Here is a 24,788-nt window from a genome sequence, read left to right on the forward strand (position 1 = left end):
GGAGATGATGCCGGTGTGATCAACCGGGAGCTCTCCTCACGCCTGGCAGCCGGACACGGCCGCCGTGTCACCCAGCTCGCCGAAGCAGCAGCGCGCTGGGGCGGACACGTACCCGATGACCCCGGCATCACCGAACTCGCCGACCTCCTCGAAACCGCCGCCGGCGTCCCCGACCGGCCCGGAGACCCCGGGAACACCGCCGGGGCTTTCCTGGCCGGTGCCGTGGAAGACCTCCGGGCCGCTGCCCGGCTCGGCGGCTTCCTCCCCGCAGTCACCCTCTGGCACTTGCAGCGCGCCATAGACCAGGAACACACCGCCCACCAGCAGCACACCCTCCCTGCACAACGACAGGAACACAGGCGGTAGACCCGTGCCGTGCCGTGGCCGTGTTCCGGAATTCCGCACCACGCACCACGCAGCCCGGCAGCCGGACTCCGTCCCGAACCCCGCCCGGGCCCCAGCCTGCCGGGAACCCGGAACCGGCCGGAGAGCATCAGCATCTATCGAGTGGAGATCCGGCCGCTCGGTGGCCTCACCCACCACTCAGCGCGGCCGCTGCCCGGGGACCGGTCCCCGGGCAGGTTGTCCGGAAGCCCTCCGACCAGCCTGCTGAAGCACTGCTAGGTTCCGGATCATGAGCCGCTTACCCGCCGTGGCGGCGCCCGCCGTACCCGACCCACCCTCCCTGCCGCACCCGCACCCGCGCTCGTACCCTGCCCAGTCCGATCCTGCCGCGGCCTGGGGACCGGAGGTGCTCGAGGCGGTCCGGGGAGACTCCGGCACCCTGGTACGCGGTGGCTTGCCCCGCCTTCGGCGGCGGCTGGCACATCAGCCTGCTCCAGGCCGGCGGGGTCGTCCGCGACTGCTTCACGACAGTCGGCCTGGATGCCGCCGACCGCGGGCTCCAGGAGCGCGGGTACCTGTCCCTCGCCTCAGCGATGGGCCGGGACTGGGACCGGCTGACACGGAGAAGAGGCGATCAGAGGTGTGGCACCCCGGTCTTCCTGGATCCCGGAGAAGACGCCTGATGTGGCTGCATTGCCGTGAAGGTGCTGCATCATCGCCCCGGCCGGTGTGACCCGCACGCGGCTCTTCGGGACGGATACGGAGCTGGTCCCCTCAGGTCGCTCCGAGCGGCGCAGTGTCTGCCCCCACCCTTCCGACGTGCTTGCTCACCTCGGGGTAACCACCCACTGCCAAGTGCGTACTTGATCATCCCCGGGTTTGTGACCACGCTGATCGGCATGGCACAGAACACTGTTGAAAAGACTCCCGTCACGCTGCTGGGTCTCGGCGCGATGGGTACCGCGCTGGCTCGTGCATGGCTTGCCGCCGGTCACCCGCTCACCGTCTGGAACCGCACCCCGGCCCGAGCCACGGCGCTCGCCGCCGAGGGCGCAGAGGCCGCGGACGCCGCCGCTGAGGCCGTCGCGGCGAACACCCTGGTCGTGGTCTGTCTGTTGGACGACACCTCGGTCGCCGAGGTGCTGGCGGGCACCGACCTGGCCGGCAAGGACCTGGTCAACCTGACCACCAGCACCCCTGCCCAGGCCCGTGCCCGCGCCGAGTGGGCCCGCGGCCGCGGTGCGCGCTACCTGGACGGCGGTATCATGGCCGTCCCTCCCATGGTCGGAGTCCCGGAAGCCGGCGGCTACGTCTTCTACAGCGGCTCGCCGGAGCTGTTCGAACGACACCAGCAGACCCTGGGCATCCCGGTCGGCACCACCTACGTCGGCGAGAACCCGGGATTCGCGGCCCTGCACGACGTGGCCCTGCTCAGCGCCATGTACGGGATGTTCGCCGGGGCCGCGCACGCCTTCGCCCTGATCCGCAAGGAGGACATCGACCCCGCGGCGCTCGCCCCGCTCCTCGCCGACTGGCTCGTCGCGATGGCCCCGTCAGTCCACCAGACCGCCGACCAGCTGCGAAGCGGTGACTACACCAAGGGCGTCGTCTCCAACCTCGCCATGCAGGTGGCCGGCACACCGACCTTCCTGGACACCGCCGCACAGCAGGGAGTCAGCCCGGAACTGCTCAGTCCCTACTTCGAGCTGATGCGCCGCCGCCTGGCCAAGGGCGTCGGCGAGGAGGACCTGACGGGCGTGATCGACCTGCTGGTGCACTGACCCGCCACGTGCCGCCCCACAAGCGACGCCCCCGAGCTGCGCTGCCGCCCGCTGATGCCGTCGACCCGGAACGAGCGGCATCCGTTCCGGTCGGATCCGGATGGCTGGAGGGCCGCAGCCCGGGTGAGGCTGCGGCGGCAGATCCGCCAGGACCTTCGGGCAGATGCGCTGCGAGGCCCGTGCGCCGGTCGCCCGGCGGTAGTCGCTCACCGACTTCCGGTTCCCTGCCGGTGGCCCCGGAGGGCGGGCCGTGGTACCCGCCGGCCTCCGCGGCTCCACCACCGCAGCCACCTCCCCGCCCCACCACCCGGCCCCCGCGCCGCCGAGGCAGCCCGCCCCGCCGAACCTGCCGCGCCCGCCCACCGCTTCCGCACCACGACACTCCCGGACGAACGCCCCCACCTCTTCGCCAACAGCCACGCCGGCATGCTCGACCTCGTCGAGGACATGGTCGAGCCCTCTGGCGGACCCGCCGTGACCGGGGCCGGGGCACCGCACCTGAACGCGGTCCGGAGCCGGTCGGACGTCATTTCCCCGCGGGCGGGCAGGAGACGTGGCGGAAGACGACGAACGACCCTGGCTCCCGTGACGAAAGAATGAGAGGCACCGACGTGGCCGATTCTGAAATGAGGGCGGTGGGCTGGGCGCAGTCCTTCCCCATGTCCCAGGGGGCGCGGGCCGGACGCCGCTGGGCGCGGGGACATCTCGACTCGCTGGAATGGGCGCAGAACGCACCCGATCTGGTGGACTCGGTGCTTCTGACAGTGACCGAGCTCATTACGAACGCGCACAAGCACGCTCATAGCGATGCCCAGCTCGTCCTGACCTGGGACAGTACCTGCCTGCACGTCAGTGTCCACGACGCGAGCCCGGAACCGCCGGCCCCGGCCGACCGGGGCCTCGACGCGACCGGCGGCCGGGGCCTCATGATCATCGAGGCGCTCTCCGACAGCTGGGAACACCATCCGCAACGAGACGGCAAGACGGTGACCGCCTGCTTCGTTCCGCCTGGATACCCGGAGCCGGGCCACGTCCTCAGCCCCGACGACACCACCTGACCAGCAGCACCACCGTCCCCGCACAACGCCAGGGACACCAGCGGTAGACCCCGGACGTTCGGGATCCCACCCGCATACCAGTACGCTGCACCTACTCTGACAGACCGTCAGAAATGCGCGGCGCTACGCCCCTCCGACATGCCGCCCGTCCGGGCAACAGGACATCCCCGGGCGGCGCCCCAGTGCACCGCCCGGCCCTCGCTCCCGGTGCTGACTCTCACTTCCGCGCCGGGTTACGTTCTCGCTCTGGTGTCTGAGGCAACGGGTTCTGAGCAGCGCTTCCTCAGCACCTGGCAAGACGATGGTCGGCACCTCGTGAGAAACATCCTCAACCACGCCCACGCCCACGCCGTCGACCAGGCCATCGCCATCGCCGCCGCCGTCACCCCGACTCCGGCCCCGCCGCTTCCGCACCGACCGCTCCCATCCCTGCTCCGGCCGCCGCCGCACCCGCCCCTGCTCTGGCGGCTGCCGCGCCGTCCGCTCCCACGCCGGGCAGAAGCCCGACCCCTGGGCCGCCCCCGCGGTGAGCACCGACGCGAGGAACGTCTGGAGCCCGCTGACCGAGGGCCTGACATCGCCCGCGACCTGGACCTCGGCAACGAGACGCGGTCCTGGGGCATCGAAGTGCCCCAGGTCATCGCTGACGGTGGCTACGGGGACACCGCTGCCTTCCGGCTCGGCCTGGAGACACGCGGACTCGACTACGTGGTGGGCATCTCGACAACAACCACCGCACAACCCGAGGACGCACGGCCGTCGACCCCGACCTACGTCGGCAGGGGCCGGCGGCCGGTCCCTGCCTATCCCGAGTCGGCACAGCGGGTGAAGGACCTGGTCATCGCGGCCGGCAAATCCTCCGCACGGCCGGTGCAGTGGAGGGAGGGATCACGGCCGGGCAGCGGCCGCAGCGGGGTGAAGCGCATGTACTCCCGCTTCGTTGCCCTGCGGATCCGGCCCGCCGGACGCGAGAACCGCAAGGCCACGGCCGCCGCCGAGCTTCCGGTCCGCTGGCTGCTGGCCGAATGGACCGCCGATCAGGACGAACCCGTGCAGTTCTGGCTCTCCAACCTGCCCGCAACCACCCCGTTGCCCGTCCTTGTGCGCACCGCGAAGCTCCGGTGGCGCATCGAGAACGACTACCGCGAGATGAAACAGGCCCTCGACTTGGCCCACTTCGAAGGCCGGACCCGGCCAGGCTGGCACCACCACGTCACCCTCGTCTCGGTCGCCCACGCCTTCTGCACACTCCAGCGACTGAGCCGATCCCCAAAAGAGACGGCGTCGGCCTGAGCCTCTACCGAGTCGTCCGCGAGCTGCAGATACTCCTCGCGACCTGGACCGGCGCCTGCCCCACCTGTCACCGCGACATGCCAGACCCCGCACCAACATGACCAAGCCCTACTAGTGACTTGAGTCGCAGGTTCGTCGTTGGTTGTTCATGAGTCGTCCCGGTCCGAAGATTCCGCCGTTGTCGGTGACTGATGCCCAGCGGGCTGTGCTGGAGGGTTGGGTGCGTCGTCGTTCGACGGCCCAGGCTCTGGCTCAGCGTTCGCGGATCGTGCTGGAGTGCGCCGAGGGGCATTCGATCCTGGAGGTGTCCCGCCGGTTGAGTGTTGCCGCGGACACGGTCCGCACCTGGCGGCGGCGGTTCATCGAACGTGGCCTGGACGGCCTGTCCGACGAACCGCGGCCCGGTGCGCCGAGGAAGATCAGTGACGCCGACGTCGAGCGGGTCATCGTCAGGACCCTCGAGGAGAGGCCGAAGAACGCCACCCATTGGTCGACCAGATCGATGGCTGCCGCCACGGGCATGTCGCAGTCGGCGATCTCCCGGATCTGGCGGGCGTTCGCACTCGCGCCGCACCGGTCTGAGACCTTCAAGCTGTCCACGGACCCGTTCTTCATCGACAGGGTCCGCGACGTGGTGGGCCTCTGCCTGGATCCACCGGAAAGAGCGCTGGTCCTCTGCGTGGACGAGAAGTCGCAGATCCAGGCCCTGGACCGGTCCCAGCCCGTGCTCCCGATGATGCCGGGCGTCCCGGAACGCCGGAGCCACGACTGCATCCGTGCCGGCACCACCACCCTGTTCGCGGCTCTGGAGGTGGCGACCGGCAAAGTCATCGGCCCATTGCACCGGCGCCATCGGGCAGCTGAGTTCAAGAAGTTCCTGGCCAAGGTCGACAAGGAAGTGCCGGCCGGCCTCGAGGTGCACCTGATCCTCGACAACTACGCGACCCACAAGACACCGGCGGTCAAGAAGTGGCTGCTGTCCCACCCCCGATTCCACCTGCACTTCACACCCACCAGTTCGTCCTGGCTGAACCTGGTGGAACGATGGTTCGCCGAGCTCACGCAGAAGAAACTCAAACGCGGCGTCCATCGTTCCGTCCAAGCACTGGAACGCGACATCCGGGCCTGGGTCGCGGACTGGAACGACCACCCACGGCCCTTCATCTGGACCAAGACCGCCGACGAAATCCTCGACAAGGTCGCCAGCTACTGCCAACGAATCTCTGACTCAGGTCACTAGGGCCGCATGGATCAGTTGGACCGGGTGCCAGGCGTCTCGTTCGGTGCCGTGGAAGATCTGCTGACGGCAGGAGACCCCGGTGGCCACGATGACGGTGTCCTCGGGCTCCGCGTCGACGGCCGGGAAGAGCCGGTCGGCGCCGATCGTCATCGAGAGGTCGTAGTGCTCGGACTCGAAGCCGAAGGAACCGGCCATCCCGCAGCATCCGGCGTCGAGTTCGACCACTTCGGCGCCGGGGATCCGGCGGAGCAGCTCGACGGTCGCCGCCGTGCCGACCTCGGCTTTCTGGTGGCAGTGGCCGTGGTAGAGGAATCGCCTGCCCGCGGGCCAGGTTTCCGCCCCGAGGTGGAGTCGTCCGTCGTCCAGGGCCTCCAGGAGGAGTTCCTCGACCTGTCGGACACGTCCGGCGATGTCCTGGACGGCGGTGTCGTCGGGCAGCATCGACAGGTGCTCGTCGCGCAGAGTCATCAGGCAGGAGGGCTCGCAGCCGACCACGGGCGATCCGGCCGGAGTCGTCTCGGCGAGCAGGTGGACGAGTTTGAATGCCTTCTCGTTGGCGTCGTCGATGAGCCCCTTGGAGAGGCTGGAGCGACCGCAGCAGCCCCGGCTCTCCAGGCGTACCTCCCATCCGGCGTGTTCCAGCAGTTCGATGGCGGCGCTGCCGATCGTCGGTTCGGTGTACGTGGTGAAGGAGTCGGCGAGATAGGTGAGGACGCCCTGGGGCGCGGGGCGGCGGACCCCGGTCTTGGTGTCGCGTCGGCGGAACCAGCGGACCAGGTTGCGGCGGGCGAAGCGGGGCAGCGGCCGGGCCGGGGTGATGCCGAGCCGGCGGTCGATGAGCCAACGCGCGGGGCGGAGCGCACCCATGGCGTTGGAGAGGGGGGCGGTAGCCGATCCGAGCCGGTTGAGCAGGCGGATCGAGCCGAAGAGCCGGGAGCGGACCGGCACACCGTGCAAGTCGTGGTGATGGGAGAGGGCTTCGGCCTTCAGTGACGCCATGTCGACCCCGAGCGGGCACTCGCTCTTGCACGCCTTGCACATCAGGCACAGATCGAGGACCTCGTGGAGCCGCTCGTCCCCCAGGGCCTTGCGGGGATCCGGTTCCGAGAGTGCTTTGACGAGTGCGCCCGCCCGGCCCCGGGTGGAGTCCTCCTCGTTGCGGGTGGCCATGTAGGAGGGGCACATCGCTCCGCTTCCGCTCTTGCGGCACAGGCCGATGTTCATGCAGCGGTCGGCCGCGCCTCGCATTCCGCCGACGACGTCGAAGGCCAGCCGCGTGCGCAGTTCAGGGGCCGAGGGGAGGGCGGGGTCGCGGAGGTGGTCGGTCATGGCGGGCGCGTCGACGATCTTGCCGGGGTTCATCCGGTCGTGCGGGTCGAAGATCCGTTTGACCTGGCGCATCGCTTCGTACAGCGCGTCGCCGAAGATCTCCCGGTTGAACTCGCTGCGGGCCAGGCCGTCGCCGTGCTCGCTGGAGTTGACCCCTCCGTACTCACGGACAAGGTCCTTGATCTCCTCGGCGACGGCCCGCATGGTGCGGACCTGGTCCGGGTCGGTGAGGTCGACGAAGGGCCGGATGTGCAGGCAGCCGACGGAGCAGTGCCCGTAGAACCCCGCGGAGAGGTTGTGGTGGTCCAGGATCTCCTTGAACCGGCGGGTGTAGGCGGCGAGGTGGACGGGGTCGACCGCGGTGTCCTCGATGAAGGCAAGGGGCCGGCGGGTGCCCTCGCCCGCGGCCATGAGCAGTCCGAGGCCCGCCTTGCGGACCTTCAGCAGCGCGCCGCGCTGGTCGGGGGTGACGGCCTGAAGCGTGTGGTAGCCGTGACCGTACTGCTTCCACAGCAGCGTCAGCTGCCGCATCCGATCGCGTATCTCGGTCTCGTCGTCGCCGGTGAAGCTGACGAAGAGCAGTGCTTCGGGGTCGCCCTGAAGGAGATTGCCCAGGGACGCGTACTCGATCTTCTGCCGGGAGAGGTCCAGGATCGTCCGGTCCATGAGCTCCACGGCCACCGGGTCGCAGGACAGCGCGGACTCGGTGGCCTCGATCGCCCCGGCCACGGAGGCGAAGTGTCCGACGGCGATCACGGTGTGACGGGGCTTCGGAACCAGATCGACGACGGCCCTGGAGGTGACGGCGAGGGTCCCCTCCGAGCCGACGATGAACTTGGCCAGGTCGAACGGCATCTCCTCCCTGGCGAGGCGGTCGAGGCGGTAGCCGCAGGCGCGGCGCCAGAACCGGGGGAACCCCTCGGCGATTGCGGTGGAGTTGGCCCGGACGAGCTCCGGAAGCTCCCGGTACAGCCGGCCCTCCAGGGTGGGCAGCTCCGCGCGGCGCGCGCGTTCGGTTTCGTCGACGGGCTCCAGGCGGACCGTGGAGGCGTCGGAGAGCGTGACGTCGAGTGCGCGGACGTGGTCGATGGTCATGCCGTAGCGCAGTGATCCGCTGCCGGCCGAGTTGTTGCCGATCATCCCGCCGATGGTGGCGCGGCTGCTGGTGGAGGTGTCGGGGCCGAACATGAGGCCGTGGGGTGCGGCCGCCCGGTTGAGCTCGTCCTGGACGACGCCGCTCTCGACGAGTGCGGTGCCCGCTTCGGGGTCCAGTTCCAGGATGCGGTTCATATGGCGGGACAGGTCGAGGACGAGTCCGGGCCCCACGGTCTGTCCGGCGAGGCTGGTGCCCGCCCCGCGTGCGAGGAGCGGTACGTCGTACTCGGCGGCGGCCGCGACCGCGGCCTCGATGTCACCGGTGTGCCGGGGGAAGACCACACCGCGCGGGGTGATGGCGTACATGCTGGCGTCGCGGGAGAAGAGGTGGCGGGTGTAGTCGTCGAACGCCACGTCGCCGTCGAGGTCGTGACGCAGGCGCTGTTCCAGTCCGTCCTGGGCGGTGGCGGCCACGGGCTGCCGGGAGGAGGGGGTCGGTCCGGTACGGGAGGTCATGGGGCGGCTCCGACTGCGGTGGTGGACGGGAGCGGGGTCAGGGGCGGGATCACCGGGCGCTCAGGACCTTCAGGGCTGCGGGGAGGCCGGCCGGGTCGGCCGGGAATCCGGCGATTCCGAGGCCCATCTGCACGCCGGCCAGGGTTCCGGCGAGGGTGAGGTCGTTGAAGTGGCCGAGGTGCCCGATTCGGAAGATGCGCCCGGCCAGCCGGCCGAGCCCCGCTCCCAGGGACATGTCGAACCGCTCCAGGACGACGGCGCGCAGTTCGTCCGCGTCGCAGTCCTCGGGCATCAGGACGGCGGTGAGCGATCCGGAGTGCTCGCGCTCGTCGGCGCAGAGCACCTCCAGCCCCCAGCCTCGGACGGCGGCCCTGGTCGCCGCCGCGTGCCGGGCGTGCCGGGCGTAGACCTGGGGCAGCCCTTCGGCGGCGAGCATCTCCAGCGCCTCGGCCAGCGCGTAGAGGAGGTTGGTGGCCGGGGTGTAGGGGAAGAAGCCGCGCCGGTTGGCTTCGAGGACGGGGGCCCAGTCCCAGAAGGACTTCGCCAGGCGGGAGGTCTTCGACGCGGCGAGCGCCTTGTCGCTGACGGCGTTGAAGCTGAGCCCTGGAGGGAGCATCAGGCCCTTCTGCGATCCGGCGACCGTGACGTCGACGCCCCACTCGTCGTGCTGGTAGTCGATGGAGCCCAGCGAGGAGATGGTGTCGACGAGGAGCAGCGCCGGGTGGTCCGTGCTGTCGAGGGCCCGGCGGAGGTCGGCGATCCGGCTGGTGACACCGGTGGAGGTTTCGTTGTGGACGACGCACACGGCCTTGAGTGCGTGGGCGGAGTCCGCGGCGAGCCGGCGCGCGAGTTCCTCCGGCGAGGCTCCGTGACGCCAGTCGCCGGGCACCGAGGTGACGTTGAGGCCGAGCGCCCTCGCCATGTCCTGCCAGAGGGTGGAGAAGTGCCCGGTCTCGAAGCACAGCACCTCGTCGCCGGGGCTGAGGGTGTTGACGAGTGCGGCCTCCCAGGCGCCCGTGCCGGAGGCGGGGTAGATCACGACGGGGCCCGTGGTGCCGAACACGGGTTTGACCGCTTGGAGCAGATGGGCCGTCAGGGCCGCGAACTCCGGCCCCCGGTGGTCGATCGTGGGCGCCGCCATGGCGCGAAGGACCTGGTCCGGGACGTTCGTGGGGCCGGGGATCTGGAGGAAGTGGCGTCCGGTGCGAGTGGGCATTCGAGAACACCTCCGAAAAGTGTTGTGCCATCATGTGGCACGGCGTACCATCAAGCGGCACGGCGGAGCATAGGTGCGGCCCAGCGAGGGAGTCAATGGATGCAGAGCGTTCTCAACGCGTTGCGCGTTCTGGAGGAGGTCGCGACGCGGCAACCGGTCGGGGTCGCAGACCTGGCGAGAGCCATGGAATCGCCGAAGAGCACAGTGCAGCGGGCCCTGCTCACGCTGCACACCGCGGGCTGGATCCGGCCCGCGGGGGGGACGCCCACCCGCTGGATGATCAGCACCAAGGCACTGCACGTGGGCCGGAGAGCAACCGGCGAGCTCGGACTGCGCGACATCGCCGTGCCGGTGATGGAGGAGCTGCGCCGCGCGACGGACGAGACCGTGCACCTGGCCGTGCCGGAAGGCGGCAACATCGTGCTGATCGAGCGGCTGGAGACGAGTAAGCCGGTGCGCATCATCCTGCCGCTCGGCCAGAACCTGCCGGCGCACGCGTCGGCCAACGGCAAGGCAGTGCTCGCGGCGAGCTCCGACGAGGCCGTCGAGCGCCATATCGCCGACGGCCTCACCCGGTTCACCGAGACGTCGATCGTCGACCCGGGGCTACTGCGGGCCGAGCTGACCGAGATCCGACTGCGGGGCTATGCAACCAACGCGGGCGAGTGGCGTACGGACGTCTCCGCGGTCGCCGCCGCCGTCCTCGGAGACGCCGGACTCCCGGTGGCGAGCATCAGCGTCAACGTACCCACGAGCAGGATGACCGAGGACTCCCGGGCCGCCTTCGGGGCGGCGCTGCGCGAGGCGGCGAAGACGGTGAGCGAGGCACTGAAGCGGACGCGGGGCGACTGACAGGGCGGGGCGGTCACCTGTCGGCAGCCGCCGGGAACTTCCGTGACACCTCTTGACGAACCACGTCGGGCGGGTCTTCGATACCCATCATCACGGAATTCGAATTCCGCATAGCGGAATCCATGCGGGCGTCAATGGCATGCCACACCGCAGGCCGCCACGCTCCGTCCCCCGCCGTCCGCCCCACCGATTCGCCCCGGCGAGGGGCTGCGCACGTCCGGACAGCGACCTTCGACCGAAGGCGAGGAACCCTCGTGTCCGATCACGTCATCGCTCTCATCGCATTGGTACTGATCTTCACCCTCGCGACCTTCACCTCGGCACACATGGGAGCACTCGCCATCGCCGCGGCATTCATCACCGGCACACTCTTCTTCGACCAGTCCGCGGACGACATCTTCCAGGGATTCCCAGGCGACCTGTTCGTCGTCCTCGTAGGCGTCACCCTTCTGTTCGCCATCGCGAAGAACAATGGAACAATCGAGTGGCTCGTCCACGCCTCGACCCGGGCCGTACGCGGCAGGATCGCCCTCATTCCCTGGGTGATGTTCCTGATCACCGCGACCCTCACCGCTGTGGGCGCGGTGGTCCCGGCCGCCGTCGCCCTCGTCGCCCCGCTCGCCATGGGCTTCGCCGCACGGCACCGGATCCATCCCGTACTGCTCGGCCTCTTCGTCATCAACGGCGCCAGCGCAGGGGGGTTCTCGCCGATCGGCATCTTCGGCAGCATCACCAACGGTGTGGTAGAACGCAGCGGCCTGCCCGGAAGCCCCGCGTTCCTGTTCGCCAGCACCTTCGCCTTCAACGTAGCCCTCAGCGGAGTGGTGTTCCTCCTCTTCGGCGGACGGCAGCTGACCGGCCGCCGGGCACACGACACTCCCCCCGGGAGCGGCGACGCCGAACAGCTTCCGGGAACAGCCGCACAGCTTCCCGGAGCAGCGGAGCCACCGGGCAGCGCCGTTCCCGCACCACGCGCCGGTCCGGAGACGGGTGGCGTCAGCGCTCCATCCGCCGCCGGGCCCACCACGCTCACGATCGCGAACCCGGGCGCCGGGGCCGCGTTCCATCAGGGCGCGGGTCCCCACGGCACCGCACCACGCCTCGACCCGATCCGGGTGGTCACCCTCCTCGGACTGCTCAGCCTCGTCGTCGGGGCGCTGTTCTTCGACCTCAACGTGGGGCTGCTGGCCCTGACGGTGGCGGTGCTGCTGACGCTCCTGTCCCCCGCATCCGCCGAAGGAGCGGTCGACAGCTGCGCCTGGTCCACCGTGCTGTTGGTGTGCGGCATCGTGACGTTCGTCGGTGTGATGGAGCGCATCGGGACCATCGACCATCTCGGCAGGGAGGTCGCCGGCATCGGAGCGCCTCTGCTCGGCGCATTGCTGATCTGCCTGATCGGCGCGGTGGTCTCCGCTTTCGCTTCCACGACCGGGATCCTCGGTGCGCTCATCCCGATCGCCATCCCGTTCCTCCTCAGCGGCGAGATCGGCGCGGTCGGACTGATCGCGGCACTCGCCATCTCCTCCTCCGTCGTGGACTCCTCCCCCATCTCCACCAGCGGTGCGCTGGTCACGGCGAGCGCACCCGAGGAACAGCGCGAAGCGGTCTTCCGACGACTGATGCAGTGGGGGCTATGCATGGCCGTGATCACACCGCTGCTCACCTGGCTGATCTTCATCCTGCCCGGTCGGCTCTGAACGACGCGCGCGGGCGAGTCGCCGCCTCGGAGGGCAGCCGGGGCAGGCGACCGCTCACCGTGTTCCGTCTCGCCCGAGTACCCCTGCTCCGCGCCGGCCCCGAACTCAGCAGGTCCGCTTGGGAAACCACCCGGCCCAGGGGCCAGGAATTCCAGAACCGTGGAGAACGCCCTGGTGGCGAGATCCGCCCGCGCCCCGGCCCGGCGGCACACCCGGGCGGCAACAGGTCGACGAGGTCGAGCAGGATCCATGTTCCAGCTACTTCCAGCACGGCTCCCGACGACCTCGTGCAGGGTGTGAGGCTGGCACTCAAGTGCGCCCGTTCCGTCCAGCACGACCCGGCTCCGATCCACAACCCTCGGCGGGGCCTGCCTCCGAGCGACCAGGCCCTTGCGTTCAACGGAAGCCGCACCTCCGCTCGAACAAGGGTGAGCCGCTCGTGCCGTGCCCACCGAATATGACTTCGGTGCTCGCCGGGCACGTGGGGGTGGCCCACCTCGACCGCGTGTAGCGAGAGTGTTGTCACAGGGCTCTGTCCTGTGAAGAGTGACGCTGTCTCAGCTTCGAGGCTCCACAACGGGCCTGCCCACCCGTGACCGCCCCCGCAGTTGATCGTTGGCCACACGTCCTGACGGCCGGAACCGCAGAGGCCGACGAACGGTAGAGGACAGCGAAGCACCCCCGCATCAGCCGCCGCGCGGCGTTCTTGCCCGTCTCGTCCAGTCGTCCAGCGCCGCGCCTTCGGTCAGCCCGACCGCCGCGAGGCCGCTGCCCATTCAAACGAGAACGGCCTCGCTCTCCTCCCGCAGTGGGTACTCCACCGTCCGGTCAGCCTGCTCCTGGATGCTGACTCTCACTTTCACGACGGATCGCGTTCTCGCTCTGGTGTCTGAGGCAACGGGTTCCGGGCAGCGCTTCCTCAGCACCCGGTGAGGCAACGGCGGGCGCCTCGTGAGAATGCCCAGCCCAGCGAAACGAAACTCAGCAACGTGAGCCGGGGCCCTGCGGATACGGACTGGCCCCTTAATTCGAAACGCATGTTCTGATTGGTGGATGGGCCGCTTCCGCTTCCCCGACGACCTGATCCGCGCCCAGCAGGACTGGCACACCACCTACCGCGCCCTCGCCGTGCCCACCCCCCGCCGCACCTTGCTGCGCCGCCGCCTGCTCCACCTGTCCGTCCGCATCGAGCAGCACCCGTTCTGGTCCACCCCGGCGGGGACGCCTGCGGCGCGGGTGGAGCTGAGGCGGCGGGCCGGGGGAGAGCGGCGGTCGGAGGGCGCCGCGTGATCCGGCCGGTCCGGCCGCCGCAGGCTCGATAGGGTCAGGGACAGACCGTGCCGTATGGGTGCGCGGGACAGGGCGGGTCTTTCGGAGTACGGCCCGAACCGGCGGTGCCGGTGGCGGAAGCCACCGGCACCGGACTGCCCTGGTTCGGATTAGGCCGCCGTGGCCCAGTCGATGCCGAGCGCGGCGAGCTGCTCGCGCTGGTGGTCGGTCAGTTTCTCCCGCCTGCTGCGGGTATTGCTGATCCAGGTGCCCAGCCGGACGGGCCCGTGGGGGCCTCCTTGATCAGTGCTGTTCCGTTCGTCTGCGTTCGAGTGCTGCACCGAATTTTCCAGGCCGTCCGAGGGCGTCCTGCGGCCAGAGATCCCCAATGCCGGACAACGAGCGGACAAGCGCTGTTACTACGGTGATTGACCCATTTTTTCGTTGTATGAGGAAGAGGATGTCATGGCTGTTTTCACTGCTGCTCTGGTGGCCCGTCACAGCGACAAGCTGGTCTCGGTGACCGCTTCGGGGACCCAGGACGGTGCCGAGGTCGTCCAGTGGACGGACAAGAACAAGCCGAACCAGCACTGGAACCTGGTGGCCACGACCGGCGGCTACTACCACGTTCTCGCGGTGCACAGTGGCAAGGCCCTGTCGGTCCTCGCCTCGGAGACCGAGGACGGTGCCGAGGTCGTCCAGTGGACGAACAAGGACAAGCCCAACCAGGAGTGGAAGCTCGTCCAGAAGGACGACGGCTACTTCGCGCTCGAAGCCCGCCACAGCGGCAAGGTCCTGTCGGTACTCGCCGAAGACACCAAGGACGGCGGCAAGCTCGTCCAGTGGACCGACAAGGACAAGCCCAACCAGCAGTTCCGCCTCGGCTAAAGACCCACCTCGAAGGGCCCGCCGACTGCCGGCGGGCCCTTCGGACACCAGGTGTCAGATGCCTGGCGCCAGCGTCGCGGCCGGGGCCTAGTAGGGCTTGGTCAGGTTCGTATGGGGGTGGGTATGTCGTGGTGGCAGGTGGGGCAGGTGCCGTTCCAGGTGGCGAGGAGTGTCTGGAGTTCGTGGACGACCTGGTAGAGGCTCAGACCTGCGCCGCGGCTTTTGGGTGGTGGGCCAGTCGTTGCAGGGTGCAGAAGGCATGGGCGGCGGAGACGAGGGTGACGTGGTGGTGCCAGCCGCTCCAGGTGCGGCCTTCGAAGTGGGCAAGCCCCAGAGCCTGTTTCATCTCGCGGTAGTCGTGCTCGATGCGCCGGCGCAGCTTGGCCAGCCGCACCAAAGTGGCCAGCGGCATCCCGGAGGGCAGGTCCGACAGCCAGAACTGCACCGGCTCGGGTTCGGTGGCGGGCCACTCGGCCAGCAGCCAGCGTTCGGGCAGTTCAGGACCGTCGGTGGTCTTGCGGACGCCTCGTCCGGCGGGTCGCACGCGCAGGGCAACGAACCGCGAGTACATGCGTTTGAAGGCGCTGATTCCCTTGCCGGGCCGGGAGCCTTCCCTCCAGGACACCGGCCTGGCAGCTGCCCGCCCGGCTGCGATGACCAGCTCTTTCATGGTCTGCGCGGGCTCGGGGTACTGCATTGCCGGTGGCCGGCCGGTGCCCGCGTAGGCGGGCCGGGCCGGCCGGGCGTCGGCCGGATGAGCAGTGTGGCGAGAGGAAATGCCCACCACATAGGGCAGGTTGCGTTTCTCCAGGCCGTGGCGGAAAGCTGCGGCATCCCCGTAACCGGCGTCCGCGACGACCAGGGGAACATCGATGCCCCACGACCGGGTCTCGTCGATCATGTCCAGGGCCAGCTGCCACTTCTCCACATGCCCCACTCCTGCGGGAATGCCGCAGCGGCTGCGGCGGGCAACCTTGCCCGGGTCCGCCTCCGGAGAGGCCGGATCCCAGGACGCGGGCAGGAACAGCCGCCAGTTCACCGCAGCCGAGGCATGATCCCGGGCCAGGTGCAGCGACACCCCGACCTGGCATCTGGTGACCTTGCCCGCGGTGCCGGTGTACTGCCGCGACACACACGCCGACGCGTCCCCGTCCTTCAAGAACCCGGTGTCGTCGACGATCAACGCCTCCGGGCCGATCGCCTCCTGCATTCTCCAGGCCGTCCGGGCCCGCACATGCGCCGGATCCCACGGGCTCGTCGTCACAAAGTGGGCCAGGGCCTGCCGGTTGCCGTCCTCACCGAGACGGGCCGCCATCGGTTCAACCGACTTGCGCCGCCCGTCCAGCAGCAACCCCCGCACATACGCCTGTCCCCACCGCCGCTGATCCGCACGGAAGAACCCGTCGAACAACTCCGCAGCAAACGCCTCCAGGTCCTCCCGGACCCCGGCCATCTCCTCAGGTGTCACACCACCCCAACGACACCCAAGCATCCACAGACACGCCACTCACGAATGAAGATGACCAAGCCCTTCTTCAAAAGATCTTGCCTAAGGGCTGTCCCGCAATGACCTGGAGGCCCGAGTCGAGGCTCGAAAAGATGCGATGCCGTGCACGCAGCGTGTGTACGGTGCCGGAGTGATCGACTTTGATGGCGCTTGGTTGGGTGCGGAGGCCGCGCGGCGGTTGGCGGAGGCGGACTGCTGTGAGATAGCTCCAGGGCTCACGGAGGAAGAGCTCAGCCGGATCGAGGCGACCTATGAGCTCGAGTTCTCCCCGGAGCATCGTGCTTTTCTAGCGGCAGGGCTGCCGGTCGCTTCACCTCCCGAGGAAGGCGCGACGTGGCAGCAGCCCTGGCCCGACTGGCGTCACGCTGATGAAGACGACCTGCGCCATCGGCTGGAGTGGCCGGTACGAGAAGTGCTGGGCGACGTCGCTCATGGCAGCTGGCATCCGGCCCTGGGAGCGCGCCCCACCTCCAAGGAAGAGGCTCTGGAGGTAGCCCGAGCGGTACTTGCACGAGCACCACGACTCGTTCCTATCTACGCGCACCGCTTCATACCCGCAGGTCGTGACACTCCGGGACATCCGGTCCTATCGGTGTGGGGGACCGACATCATCTGCTACGGCCACGATCTGGCCGACTACATCGACCGCGAGTTCGGCGAGATCGACGAGGACGCGCCCTGGAATCCGCAGGCATCCGTCCCGCTCTGGAAGGACTTCCTCGGCTGAGATTGCCCCGGCTGATGCCGATGTAAATGATCTCTGTCGTGCCTGGTGTGATCACGGCCTCGGAGCCGTCCTGGATAGTCCCGTTCACCGGTGTGGCTCCGCGCCAGTTCAACCGGGTGGTGCGTGCGCTGCGGCGCGAAGGCGCCGACATCGCTCGGCGCGGCCGGCCGTGGGGGATTCCGCTGGAAGACCGGTTGCTCCTGGTGGCCGCACACTGGCGCACCAACCTGACACTGCGCCAGCTCGCACCGCTCTTCGGCGTCTCGAAGTCCGCGGCCAGCCGCATCGTCGGTCACCTCGGCCCCCGGCTCGCGCTCAAGCCCCGCAGACGGTTCCGCAAGGACACCGTGCTCGTCGTGGACGGAACTCTGGTCCCCACCCGCGACCACACGGCGGCCGAGCGGTCCAAGAACTACCGGTACTCCACCAATCACCAGGTCGTCATCGACGCCGACACCCGGCGCGTCGTCGTGGTCGGCAGGCCGTTGCCCGGCAACCGCAACGACTGCAAGGCGTGGGCACTGTCCGGAGCCGAGGAGGCCCTCGGCCGCACCACCGTCATCGCCGACGGCGGCTACCGGGGCACCGGCCTGGTGATCCCGCACCGTCGCGAGCGCGGGCAGAGCGAACTGCCGGCCTGGAAGGAAGAACACAACACTTCTCACCGTCAGGTCCGCGCCCGTGTCGAGCACGCCTTCGCCCGCATGAAGACCTGGAAGATCCTCCGAGACTGCCGGTTGAAGGGCGACGGCGTCCATCACGCAATGAGCGGCATCGCCCGCCTGCGCAACCTCGCACTCGGCCGATAGGCGAGCCGAGCGGACAGCAGCCGATCACGGCCGAGCTGACTCGAAGATCTTTACGGGACAGCCCTTAGGGCTTGCAGAACAATAAGTTGCGCACTCGCGCTCTTGACACCGCAGCTCATGCACGGTGTTCGACAGCAAGTTGATTCTCTGCAAGCCCTTAGGTTGATGGTCATTCGTTGCTGCGGCAGATCAATGGTCCATGGCCGGACGGGGGCTGCGGCTCCCGCGGCTGGGTGATGGGTGCTCCGTGGGGGTGTTTCTGGTCTGTGCCGGGGGACGGCTGCTGCTGCATCGGCAAGGCGAGCTTCCAGCGCACTTCCTCGCGGGTGAGGTCGTGTGTCCAGGACTGCAAGAAGTGTGTGTCCGCGAGTAGTCCGAGTGTGTGTAGGAGGCTCTGCGGTGCCAGGCCGCACATCCGCGCCAGGTGTGCCTGATCGGCGCTGGACTCCTCCTCGGAGTTGTCGGCCTGGGGGTGGGTCGCCAGCACGAGTACCAGCAGCCGCGGGAGCGGGCCCAGCTGGCGTAAGGTTTTCACCCGGCAGGTGCGCAGACTCCAGTCGGCTGCGCGAGCGCGGTCTTTCCTGGCCGGGGCCTGTGTTCGCAGAGCGACATCCAGGAGCTGTGCGGTGAAACCTTCACTCCCGGGTTGCGGGGTAGTGAATGCGTGGAGCCATTGAGCCCCCTGCAGTTCGCCGAGCGCCGTGGTGCCGGGACCGAGTTGCATGCCGCGGATCAGACCGGTGGGGATGCTCACCATCCCAGCTGTGGTGGAACGCAGGGCGCACTGCAAGGCCAGCAGGCGGGCGGAAGCAGAGGCCTGAGCGGGGAGGGCAGCGGCCAGGTAGCTGAGCATTTCCCGCACGCGGACTTGCTCCGAGGGCCCGCACGGCCTGGTTCTGCGCTGCTTCCGCCGGGTCCGTCTCTCCGACTCTGCCGATGACGCTGTGACAAGGACAGTGTCGGGCACGACGGCGGCATGGGCGGTCGCTGCCGCGCAAGCGGCGCAGACATCGGCGAGGCGCCAGAGGCGGCCTCCGTGTTCACGGGTGAGGACGAGCAGGACGGGGCCGGAGCAGCCGCGGTGGCGAGGGTGCCACCGGCAGCCATGGGGGTGGCACTGGCAGGTCCGCAGATGCTGGGGCAGGGCATCGTGCCGGGCGTGCCGGGCTAGGTGCGCCAAGACCTGGGACGCGGTACCTCGCACGGGAGGGCTGCCGGGCGGGCACTGCGGGCAGTGGAGCACAGGCCCTCCCTTTTCGGGGCGTAGCTCCACGGTCCACGTGCGTCGCACCATGGGGTGCGTGGTGCACAGCCTCATCTGGTTCGACGTCTCCTGGTCTTCGGCACGCTCGGTGCTGCGCACCCGCCGGCTGGGGGAGTGGGGCGGCAGCACACCGTAGTGCAGACCTCTGCACTGCTAACGCTGGGAGGGGGGTTTGTTGGTGTGCGGCGGGGCGGCTGGTCTGGGGTGTTGCTGGTTCGCTGAGAGGTGGGATTGGCGGTCTTGGCAGCTGGGTCGGCGTATCTGAGCTGGGGTTATGTGTTCTGCGCTGAGGGCAGCTGGGTGTGTTGTAGGTAGTTCTAGCGTGTAAAGGCCCGATTGGTGTTTGTGCTGGTCAGAGCCTTTTGCCTGGCTGCCAGGTGTGCCTATCGGCCTCGGCGCGGGCGGTGTTGGGTTTCGGCGAGGTGGTCGAGGCGGATGGTGTCGAGGGTGGTTTTGGTGATGCGTTCGGTGCCGTCGTGGATGGCGGTGATGGCGGCTTGGCGGATGAGTCGGGTGAGGGATCCGATGCGGCCTGCGGTGCGCTGGTGGAGGTAGGGGGTGTGGCGGGGGAGGGTGCCGGGTTTGTGCTGCTGGAGGTCGAGGTGGTTTTCGATGTCGGTGATGACGTCGCGGAAGGGTTCACGCTTGCCGTGGCGGGCGGAGAGGGGGCCGCAGTCGACGAGGGTGGCGCGTCCGGCGAGTTGGGCGCCGCGGGTGCCGGTGAACAGGGGGGTGTCGGTGACGTTGATGCCGGCGTAGACGAATGTCGCGGGGAGGCGTTCGCTGAGGTCTTTCAGAAGGTCGGCGGTTTGGGCGCCGGTGGTGGTGCGGGGGTTGAGGCGGTGGATCTCGTCGATCATCACCAGCTGGATGCCGGCTTGGGTGTAGGTGTGGCAGACGGCTTCGGTGATCTGGGTCTGGGTCATGCGCGCGGTTACGGGGATGCCGAGGTAGCGGGCGAATTCGGTGATGAGGGTTTTCGCGGTGGCGCCGGGCGGGACCAGAACATACGCGACGGGTACCGCGGCGTGTGCTGATCCCGGTGGCGGTGGGTTTTTGCGTGTGTGGGCGAGGTGGCAGGTACGTCCGACGTTCAGGAGGGCGGTGGTTTTCCCGGCTGCGGCGGGTCCGGTGACGATCAGTGAGGGCCGTGCGGTGGTCTGCTGATGGCGTCCGAGGATCATCAGGGTGCGGACTTGGGTGGCCAGGGTGTGGATGGCGGGGGTGCGGATGGTGACGAAGCTGGAGTGGTAGGCCAGGCGTTCCTCCGTACTGCGGGGCCGGTCGCCGGGCCGGGGAGGGACGACGGGGTCGGCGGTGGCGAAGCGGTGCCAGCCCTGCCAGGTGGTCAGCGGCCAGGACAATTCGGCCCCGCCGCTGTCGCCGGCTGGTGTGCTGCTCGCGTTTGGCGGGCTCGGGTTCACCACTTGTCGGCTTCCTCGTGCGCGTTGTAGAGCCCGAATCCGGCGGCCGGGGCAGGGCTGACGTCGTCGTCGGGCAGGTCATCGAGGTCGTCGATGCAGTCGTCGTTGCCTTCGTTGCCTTGCTGCGCCAAGTTGTCGGCGGGTGCTTCGGTGCGGTGGTCCTCATCGCGGGCTTCGGGGAGCGGGAGGTGAGCGGTGCGGGCGAGGAGTGCCTGCTCTGTTGTGGTGGCGTGGCCGCTGTGGACGCGGCGCATGAGCTGGTCGAGGGCGTCGGCGAGGCCGGCTTCGTGCTGCTCGGCGTCGCTGTGGTTGCCGTCAACGGCCTGGGTGCGGATGTGCTGCCAGGTGCGTTCGTCGAAGGGCCGGTGGACGTGGTCGCGGTGGATCCACGGAATCTCGGTGAGTTCACCGTCGGGGAGGCGGACCCAGATCTGGCGCACGTCGTGGGGGTTGTAGTGGATCTCCCATTTCCCGCCGCGGCCGGCGACGGGGGATGCCTGGCCGCGGTGCGGGGCGAGGAGGTCCGCGTCGTAGGTGCGGTGGTGGATGGTGATGCCGCCGGGGGTGATGGCCTGCCAGCGCACGGGGAGCAGTTCGAGGTAGTCGCGCCCGGTCAACGGGACGGGCACATAGGCGGCGACGGCGACGAGCGCGGCCCACATCTCGTTCGGCGTGAGTGCCTTCCTGGGCATCATCGGGTGGCGCAGCCCTTCGTGGGGCCGGTGGTGGTAGTGCACCAGCCACTCATCGAGGAGGTCCTGCAGCTGGGCGACGCTGTAGCAGGCGTCTTTCTCGGTGTCGGGGCCGCGGCGGGTGACGTCGGAGCCGGTGTAGCCGGGCAGGTGCTGGCAGAACAGGGCGTTGATGGAGCCGAAGGTGCGCTCGACGATGCCCTTCGCGGTGGGGGCGCGGGGCGGGGCCGGCTGGACACTGATGCCGAGGCTCTCGCAGGCGGCGGTGAACGCGACGGAGACGAAGACTTTGCCACGGTCGACGACGATCGTCTCGGGCAGGACGACCGGCCGGGCCGCCGCACCGGCAAGACGCTCATCCAGCGTGACCAGCCGCTGGTGGGGGAGTGCGCGGGCGTGGTCCATGCGCAGGATGTCCGGCCAGGTTGGCCTGGCCGGGTGCGGGACCGCCATCTCCGCGAGCAGCAGGGCCGCGTCGACGGCTTTGGTCGCGCTGGGGCACAGCACGGCGGCCAGGATGGCGCGGGTGGCGACGTCGACGGCGATGGTCAGCTCGGGCCGGGCCAGGCGCCCGTCGTCGAAGAGGGCCAGGACATCCAGGCGGGTGGTGTCGATCTGGACCTGCTCGCCCGGCCGCAGCGCCGTGGCAGGGGCGAAGGCCCGCCCCTCGACACTCGCGGGCACCTGCCGCACCGGACCACTGGGCAGTTCGCCGGGGCGGGCGAGGGAGGTGACGAGCCGGTACAGCGTCGCCTGGGACGGCACGGGCACCGCGCCGGGGCCATGCTGATCTTCGAGGATCTGGTTGATGAGCGGGAACAGGCCGTTGATGGTGCCTTTGGAGCGCCCGCGCCGACGGCGCAGCGCTTCACGGACGGCGGCGACGACCCGTTCGTCGGACCGCCCGGTAGGGCTGGAGGCACGAGTGGTGCGGTGGTCCAAGAGCCCCCACAGTCCCTGCTTGCGATAAGCGAGCCGCATGCGCTGCACCGTGGTGCGCGAGATACGGCCGAACCCGAGCGCGGTCAGCTCCTCGGCCTTGGCCTGCTCCCGCTCGGCCAGCGTGTGCCGCTCTGGGTCGTACTGCTCCCGCACCGCTCCAGCACTGCCGGGCCCGCCGGCAAGGCCGCATTCGACTTCCCTCACGTGCCGCTGCCAGGCCAGAGCCTTCTCCCGCGCCGCGGCGGGGGCGGTCTCGAACAGCCCCCACTGCGGGACCGCCTGCGGCACATCGGCCCCGATGACGCTGAAGCCGGGATCGGCGAACAGGTACCCGGCGAGCACCGCCTCGCCACCGCCGCCCGGGCCGACGAGGTGAATGGTCTGCCCGGACAGGGCGACCACCTGCCACTTCACACCGCGGAACCGGACCTGCGCCCCGACCTTCACCGATGGCCGGGCATTGCGCCGCGCGGTCACCGAGCCCCTCCCGCCATGCCCGGCCCCGGGCCACTCCAGCCCGCAGGACCGACCAGGACACGTTCATGCAGCGGCGCCTCCAGGGCTGCCGTCACCCGCCCGTGCCACACGGCGTGGAAGACCACCGGCAGGACCTCGATCGGGTCACCGGCCGCTTCGGCACCTTCGATCAGCGGCCGCGGCCGCGCGAACGCCTCCACCACCGCGGGCATGAGGCCGGTGCGGCCGGCGTTGCGGGGGTGGCGGTAGCCGGCCAGCCATTTCAGATTGGCGGCCCGGACGTCGTCGAGCGGCGCAAGGCGCCGGTAGGTCCAGCCGATCTCCTCACACGCCGCGCTCACCGCTTCGGCGGCCTTCACCGCCCGGTCGCCGCCGGCCTCCGGGTGGCTGGGGCAGTCGGCCAGCAGACCCGTGCCGTCGCGGTACCGGGCGAACAGCTGCGGCACCCAGGAACGCACCCGGCCCCGCTCCTCGCGCCACAACACGCGTACCGGACGCCCCGCGAGCCCGGTCACATCGGGGTCGCGGTCCAGGACCATCAGCTGGGTACGCATCGCGTTCGAACCCGCGGCCACGTGCCGCCCGGTGGTTGCCGACCACCACAGACCCGGCCCCCAGCGGCGCCCCGGGATCACCGGGAACGCCGACACCGGTCGCAACTCCTCGAATCCCACGGTCATGGCGGCATCCGCCCACCGCTGCTGAACCGGCTGCCCCACCGGATCGAGGAACATCGCCTCGAACCCGCTCCCACGATCCACGGCCACTCGCCTCGCCCGGCCCCCGGGCCGGGCGGCCTCTCCTGTGCTGATCACCCGCGTCAGCCAAGCCGCTCCCGCCGACAAGCATCGTCGTTTTCAGGGTTTCTGCCACAAACGAGTGCTGTATCAGCTAACAGGCGATGCGCCCGGGCCCACCTTGATCTCAGCCGTCCTCTTCCTGCCCGCCTGCCGTCAGCATCCTTCTCAGTGTCCCGGGGGACATATCCGCCCACCGGGCCACCTCCTCCAACGGCACCCCGCCGTTCACCGCCGCCACCGCGGTCCGCTTCCAGGCCGCCTCGACCAGACCGGCACTGTGACCGAGGCCTTGCAGCAGCTGCCGGGCGACCTCGGCGGTCGGCCCGCTCTGCACGCCGCGCAGCTGCAGCAACTGCTCCTCGGCACTGCCGATGAGACTGCCGATCCGCATCCGCTGCTCGGCCGGCACCACCGCCCGCCACATCGTCCCCGAACCGGGTGCCTTCTTCTCCTTGCCCAGCACCCGCAACTGCCCCGCCATCGTCACCGGCTGATGCTCCCGGCGCAGCCACCAGGGGTCGTTGTCATATCCGGGAGGCCCACCGGCCCCGCGGCGCAGCCGGATCACGCTGCCCATCCACGCGATCAGCGGACCGCCATGATCCGCCGCAACCAGCGGCCCCAGCCAGCCCCGGCCTACCCGCTCACCGAGCCGACGGCAGAACAACCCGTCGACGGGCAACGCTTGCGGCCGCCCGGCACCGCTGTCCACCCACACCAGCTCGGCCATGCCCGGATCCAGCAATGCGTCGGCTACGGCCACCACCTCGGGAAAGACCACCGCGTCCCGCCCCACGATCCGCCACCACTCCAGATCACCCCCGGCATCACCGCCCGCGACCCGATGCAACCGCCACGGCCAGACCTTCTCCCGCTCCCAATGCAGCGCCTGCTCCCACCACCGGGCCACCACCGCCTGCGCCAGCGCGAACACCCTCTCCGGCTCGGCCCCCGCCCGCACCGCACGCCGCACCACCCCCGCCCACCGCCGCTGCGCCGCGCCCACCTCCGGCAGACGCCGCACGTCCAGATACTCGTGAGGCTGGTCGGCATCCGCATCAAGGAGCCACCGCCCGTGCCGGACACACACACGGTCCCACCGCGAGGCGTACAGCACCGACCGCCCAGCCGCCCCCGTACGCCGGGCCGTGCACAGACGACAGCCGAACGCCACCGGCCCGGCAACCGCACCACCGATCCGCCACGCCGCCACCGGCTCCCCGGCATCCGCGGCCGGCAGCCTGGCATCCTCCCGCCCCCAGGACGGCAACGCCCGCGCCAGCACACCGTCCTCGACGCCGCACAGGCCTGCCAGGAGCCGCCGCCCCGCCGTGTTCAACAACACCTCGGCGTCTGCCCGCGCGCCCCCTCCGTCGTGCCGAGGCTGGTGGCTGCGCCACTTCCAGCAGGACCGCAACGCCGTTGCTTCGAGACCGTAGCGGCCGGCGATGCGGCAGATCAGCGACGACGTCGTCTCTCCGTGCAGGGGAGCGGTACGCAGAAGGCCGGGAGGAAGGATCACTCCACCACGGTCTCGTGTCCGCCGATCAAGGAGGGCGTCTTCGCG

The 24,788-nt window shown here is 69.7% G+C and carries 22 protein-coding genes; 12 read left to right on the top strand and 10 right to left on the bottom strand.

The window, feature by feature from the left end; genetic code table 11:
* Nucleotides 1–36: 36 nt before the first annotated feature.
* On the bottom strand, nt 37–330 hold the full coding sequence (locus OG245_RS37160) for a hypothetical protein (protein ID WP_371627741.1): 294 nt from the start codon (nt 328–330) through the stop codon (nt 37–39).
* Between the two features lie 464 nt (nt 331–794).
* Between OG245_RS37160 and OG245_RS37165 the strand changes: the two genes are divergently transcribed.
* The 5 genes from OG245_RS37165 (at nt 795) to OG245_RS37185 (ending at nt 5,717) form a co-directional block, all read left to right on the top strand.
* Complete coding sequence (locus OG245_RS37165) at nt 795–1,028, top strand: hypothetical protein (RefSeq protein WP_371627742.1); 234 nt, start codon at nt 795–797, stop codon at nt 1,026–1,028.
* A 216-nt stretch (nt 1,029–1,244) separates the two neighbouring features.
* The gene (locus tag OG245_RS37170; RefSeq protein ID WP_371627743.1) at nt 1,245–2,126 is read left to right on the top strand and encodes an NAD(P)-dependent oxidoreductase; all 882 of its coding nucleotides are present in this window, start codon (nt 1,245–1,247) and stop codon (nt 2,124–2,126) included.
* A 611-nt stretch (nt 2,127–2,737) separates the two neighbouring features.
* Nucleotides 2,738–3,184, top strand: coding sequence for an ATP-binding protein (locus OG245_RS37175; protein ID WP_371627744.1), 447 nt, complete (start codon nt 2,738–2,740; stop codon nt 3,182–3,184).
* 138 nt (nt 3,185–3,322) lie between these two features.
* Nucleotides 3,323–4,477, top strand: coding sequence for a transposase (locus tag OG245_RS37180; protein WP_371627745.1), 1,155 nt, complete (start codon nt 3,323–3,325; stop codon nt 4,475–4,477).
* 148 nt (nt 4,478–4,625) lie between these two features.
* Complete coding sequence (locus tag OG245_RS37185) at nt 4,626–5,717, top strand: IS630 family transposase (protein ID WP_371628096.1); 1,092 nt, start codon at nt 4,626–4,628, stop codon at nt 5,715–5,717.
* Here OG245_RS37185 and OG245_RS37190 read toward each other — a convergent pair.
* The gene (locus tag OG245_RS37190) at nt 5,706–8,657 is read right to left on the bottom strand and encodes an FAD-binding and (Fe-S)-binding domain-containing protein (protein ID WP_371627746.1); all 2,952 of its coding nucleotides are present in this window, start codon (nt 8,655–8,657) and stop codon (nt 5,706–5,708) included. The two genes, OG245_RS37185 and OG245_RS37190, sit on opposite strands and share 12 nt — an antisense overlap.
* 49 nt (nt 8,658–8,706) lie before the next feature.
* Nucleotides 8,707–9,873, bottom strand: a complete 1,167-nt coding sequence (locus tag OG245_RS37195; RefSeq protein WP_371627747.1) for an alanine--glyoxylate aminotransferase family protein — start codon at nt 9,871–9,873, stop codon at nt 8,707–8,709.
* 99 nt (nt 9,874–9,972) lie between these two features.
* Here OG245_RS37195 and OG245_RS37200 point away from each other — a divergent pair, with 99 nt between their 5' ends.
* The 3 genes from OG245_RS37200 to OG245_RS37210 all read left to right on the top strand — a co-directional run bounded on the left by OG245_RS37200 (nt 9,973) and on the right by OG245_RS37210 (nt 13,712).
* Entirely contained in the window at nt 9,973–10,725 is a 753-nt protein-coding gene (locus OG245_RS37200) for an IclR family transcriptional regulator (protein WP_371627748.1), read from the top strand.
* 254 nt (nt 10,726–10,979) lie between these two features.
* Entirely contained in the window at nt 10,980–12,422 is a 1,443-nt protein-coding gene (locus OG245_RS37205; protein WP_371627749.1) for an SLC13 family permease, read from the top strand.
* Between the two features lie 1,053 nt (nt 12,423–13,475).
* Complete coding sequence (locus OG245_RS37210; RefSeq protein ID WP_371627750.1) at nt 13,476–13,712, top strand: hypothetical protein; 237 nt, start codon at nt 13,476–13,478, stop codon at nt 13,710–13,712.
* Nucleotides 13,713–13,861: 149 nt separating this feature from the next.
* On the opposite strand, the gene OG245_RS37215 is transcribed toward OG245_RS37210, so the two are convergent.
* Nucleotides 13,862–14,032, bottom strand: a complete 171-nt coding sequence (locus OG245_RS37215; protein ID WP_371627751.1) for a helicase associated domain-containing protein — start codon at nt 14,030–14,032, stop codon at nt 13,862–13,864.
* A 124-nt stretch (nt 14,033–14,156) separates the two neighbouring features.
* On the opposite strand from OG245_RS37215, the gene OG245_RS37220 reads away from it, so the two are divergent.
* A complete protein-coding gene (locus tag OG245_RS37220) occupies nt 14,157–14,579 on the top strand; it encodes an RICIN domain-containing protein (RefSeq protein WP_371627752.1) in 423 nt (140 codons plus the stop codon).
* A 202-nt stretch (nt 14,580–14,781) separates the two neighbouring features.
* On the opposite strand, the gene OG245_RS37225 is transcribed toward OG245_RS37220, so the two are convergent.
* On the bottom strand, nt 14,782–16,047 hold the full coding sequence (locus OG245_RS37225; RefSeq protein WP_371627753.1) for an IS701 family transposase: 1,266 nt from the start codon (nt 16,045–16,047) through the stop codon (nt 14,782–14,784).
* 169 nt (nt 16,048–16,216) lie between these two features.
* Here OG245_RS37225 and OG245_RS37230 point away from each other — a divergent pair, with 169 nt between their 5' ends.
* Nucleotides 16,217–16,813 carry a hypothetical protein gene (locus tag OG245_RS37230; protein ID WP_361758145.1) on the top strand — a complete coding sequence of 199 codons (597 nt, stop codon included), beginning with the start codon at nt 16,217–16,219 and terminating at the stop codon, nt 16,811–16,813.
* Nucleotides 16,814–16,851: 38 nt separating this feature from the next.
* On the top strand, nt 16,852–17,622 hold the full coding sequence (locus OG245_RS37235; protein ID WP_371627754.1) for a transposase: 771 nt from the start codon (nt 16,852–16,854) through the stop codon (nt 17,620–17,622).
* Nucleotides 17,623–17,791: 169 nt separating this feature from the next.
* Here the strand turns inward: OG245_RS37235 and OG245_RS37240 are convergent, their stop codons facing one another.
* Complete coding sequence (locus tag OG245_RS37240; RefSeq protein WP_371627755.1) at nt 17,792–18,475, bottom strand: hypothetical protein; 684 nt, start codon at nt 18,473–18,475, stop codon at nt 17,792–17,794.
* A gap of 183 nt (nt 18,476–18,658) precedes the next feature.
* Here OG245_RS37240 and OG245_RS37245 point away from each other — a divergent pair, with 183 nt between their 5' ends.
* Nucleotides 18,659–18,793 (top strand): hypothetical protein, encoded by a 135-nt coding sequence (locus OG245_RS37245; protein WP_371627756.1) that lies wholly within the window; start codon nt 18,659–18,661, stop codon nt 18,791–18,793.
* 476 nt (nt 18,794–19,269) lie between these two features.
* On the opposite strand, the gene OG245_RS37250 is transcribed toward OG245_RS37245, so the two are convergent.
* From OG245_RS37250 to OG245_RS37265, 4 genes are all read right to left on the bottom strand, one after another.
* Entirely contained in the window at nt 19,270–20,313 is a 1,044-nt protein-coding gene (locus OG245_RS37250; protein WP_371621475.1) for a TniB family NTP-binding protein, read from the bottom strand.
* Nucleotides 20,307–22,421, bottom strand: a complete 2,115-nt coding sequence (locus OG245_RS37255) for a Mu transposase C-terminal domain-containing protein (protein WP_371621474.1) — start codon at nt 22,419–22,421, stop codon at nt 20,307–20,309. The genes OG245_RS37250 and OG245_RS37255 overlap by 7 nt, the downstream gene beginning before the upstream one ends.
* Nucleotides 22,418–23,155: a TnsA-like heteromeric transposase endonuclease subunit gene (locus tag OG245_RS37260; protein WP_371627762.1), complete on the bottom strand. Its 738-nt coding sequence runs from the start codon at nt 23,153–23,155 to the stop codon at nt 22,418–22,420. Before OG245_RS37260 ends, OG245_RS37255 begins: the two co-directional genes overlap by 4 nt.
* Nucleotides 23,156–23,345: 190 nt before the next feature.
* Nucleotides 23,346–24,743 carry a DNA-binding protein gene (locus OG245_RS37265; RefSeq protein ID WP_371621473.1) on the bottom strand — a complete coding sequence of 466 codons (1,398 nt, stop codon included), beginning with the start codon at nt 24,741–24,743 and terminating at the stop codon, nt 23,346–23,348.
* Between the last annotated feature and the right edge of the window lie 45 nt (nt 24,744–24,788).

Origin of the sequence: Streptomyces sp. NBC_01116, from assembly GCF_041435495.1 — a bacterium.
In the GTDB taxonomy this organism is placed as follows: Bacteria; Actinomycetota; Actinomycetes; order Streptomycetales; family Streptomycetaceae; genus Streptomyces.

What these genes read in the sequence shown, in the direction of transcription:
- OG245_RS37170 (WP_371627743.1), top strand. Translation starts at nt 1,245, where the DNA reads ATGGCACAGAACACTGTTGAAAAGACTCCCGTCACGCTGCTGGGTCTC.
- OG245_RS37180 (WP_371627745.1), top strand. Translation starts at nt 3,323, where the DNA reads ATGCCGCCCGTCCGGGCAACAGGACATCCCCGGGCGGCGCCCCAGTGC.
- OG245_RS37185 (WP_371628096.1), top strand. Translation starts at nt 4,626, where the DNA reads ATGAGTCGTCCCGGTCCGAAGATTCCGCCGTTGTCGGTGACTGATGCC.
- OG245_RS37190 (WP_371627746.1), bottom strand. Translation starts at nt 8,657, where the DNA reads ATGACCTCCCGTACCGGACCGACCCCCTCCTCCCGGCAGCCCGTGGCC.
- OG245_RS37195 (WP_371627747.1), bottom strand. Translation starts at nt 9,873, where the DNA reads ATGCCCACTCGCACCGGACGCCACTTCCTCCAGATCCCCGGCCCCACG.
- OG245_RS37200 (WP_371627748.1), top strand. Translation starts at nt 9,973, where the DNA reads ATGCAGAGCGTTCTCAACGCGTTGCGCGTTCTGGAGGAGGTCGCGACG.
- OG245_RS37210 (WP_371627750.1), top strand. Translation starts at nt 13,476, where the DNA reads ATGGGCCGCTTCCGCTTCCCCGACGACCTGATCCGCGCCCAGCAGGAC.
- OG245_RS37220 (WP_371627752.1), top strand. Translation starts at nt 14,157, where the DNA reads ATGGCTGTTTTCACTGCTGCTCTGGTGGCCCGTCACAGCGACAAGCTG.
- OG245_RS37240 (WP_371627755.1), bottom strand. Translation starts at nt 18,475, where the DNA reads ATGCTCAGCTACCTGGCCGCTGCCCTCCCCGCTCAGGCCTCTGCTTCC.
- OG245_RS37260 (WP_371627762.1), bottom strand. Translation starts at nt 23,155, where the DNA reads ATGTTCCTCGATCCGGTGGGGCAGCCGGTTCAGCAGCGGTGGGCGGAT.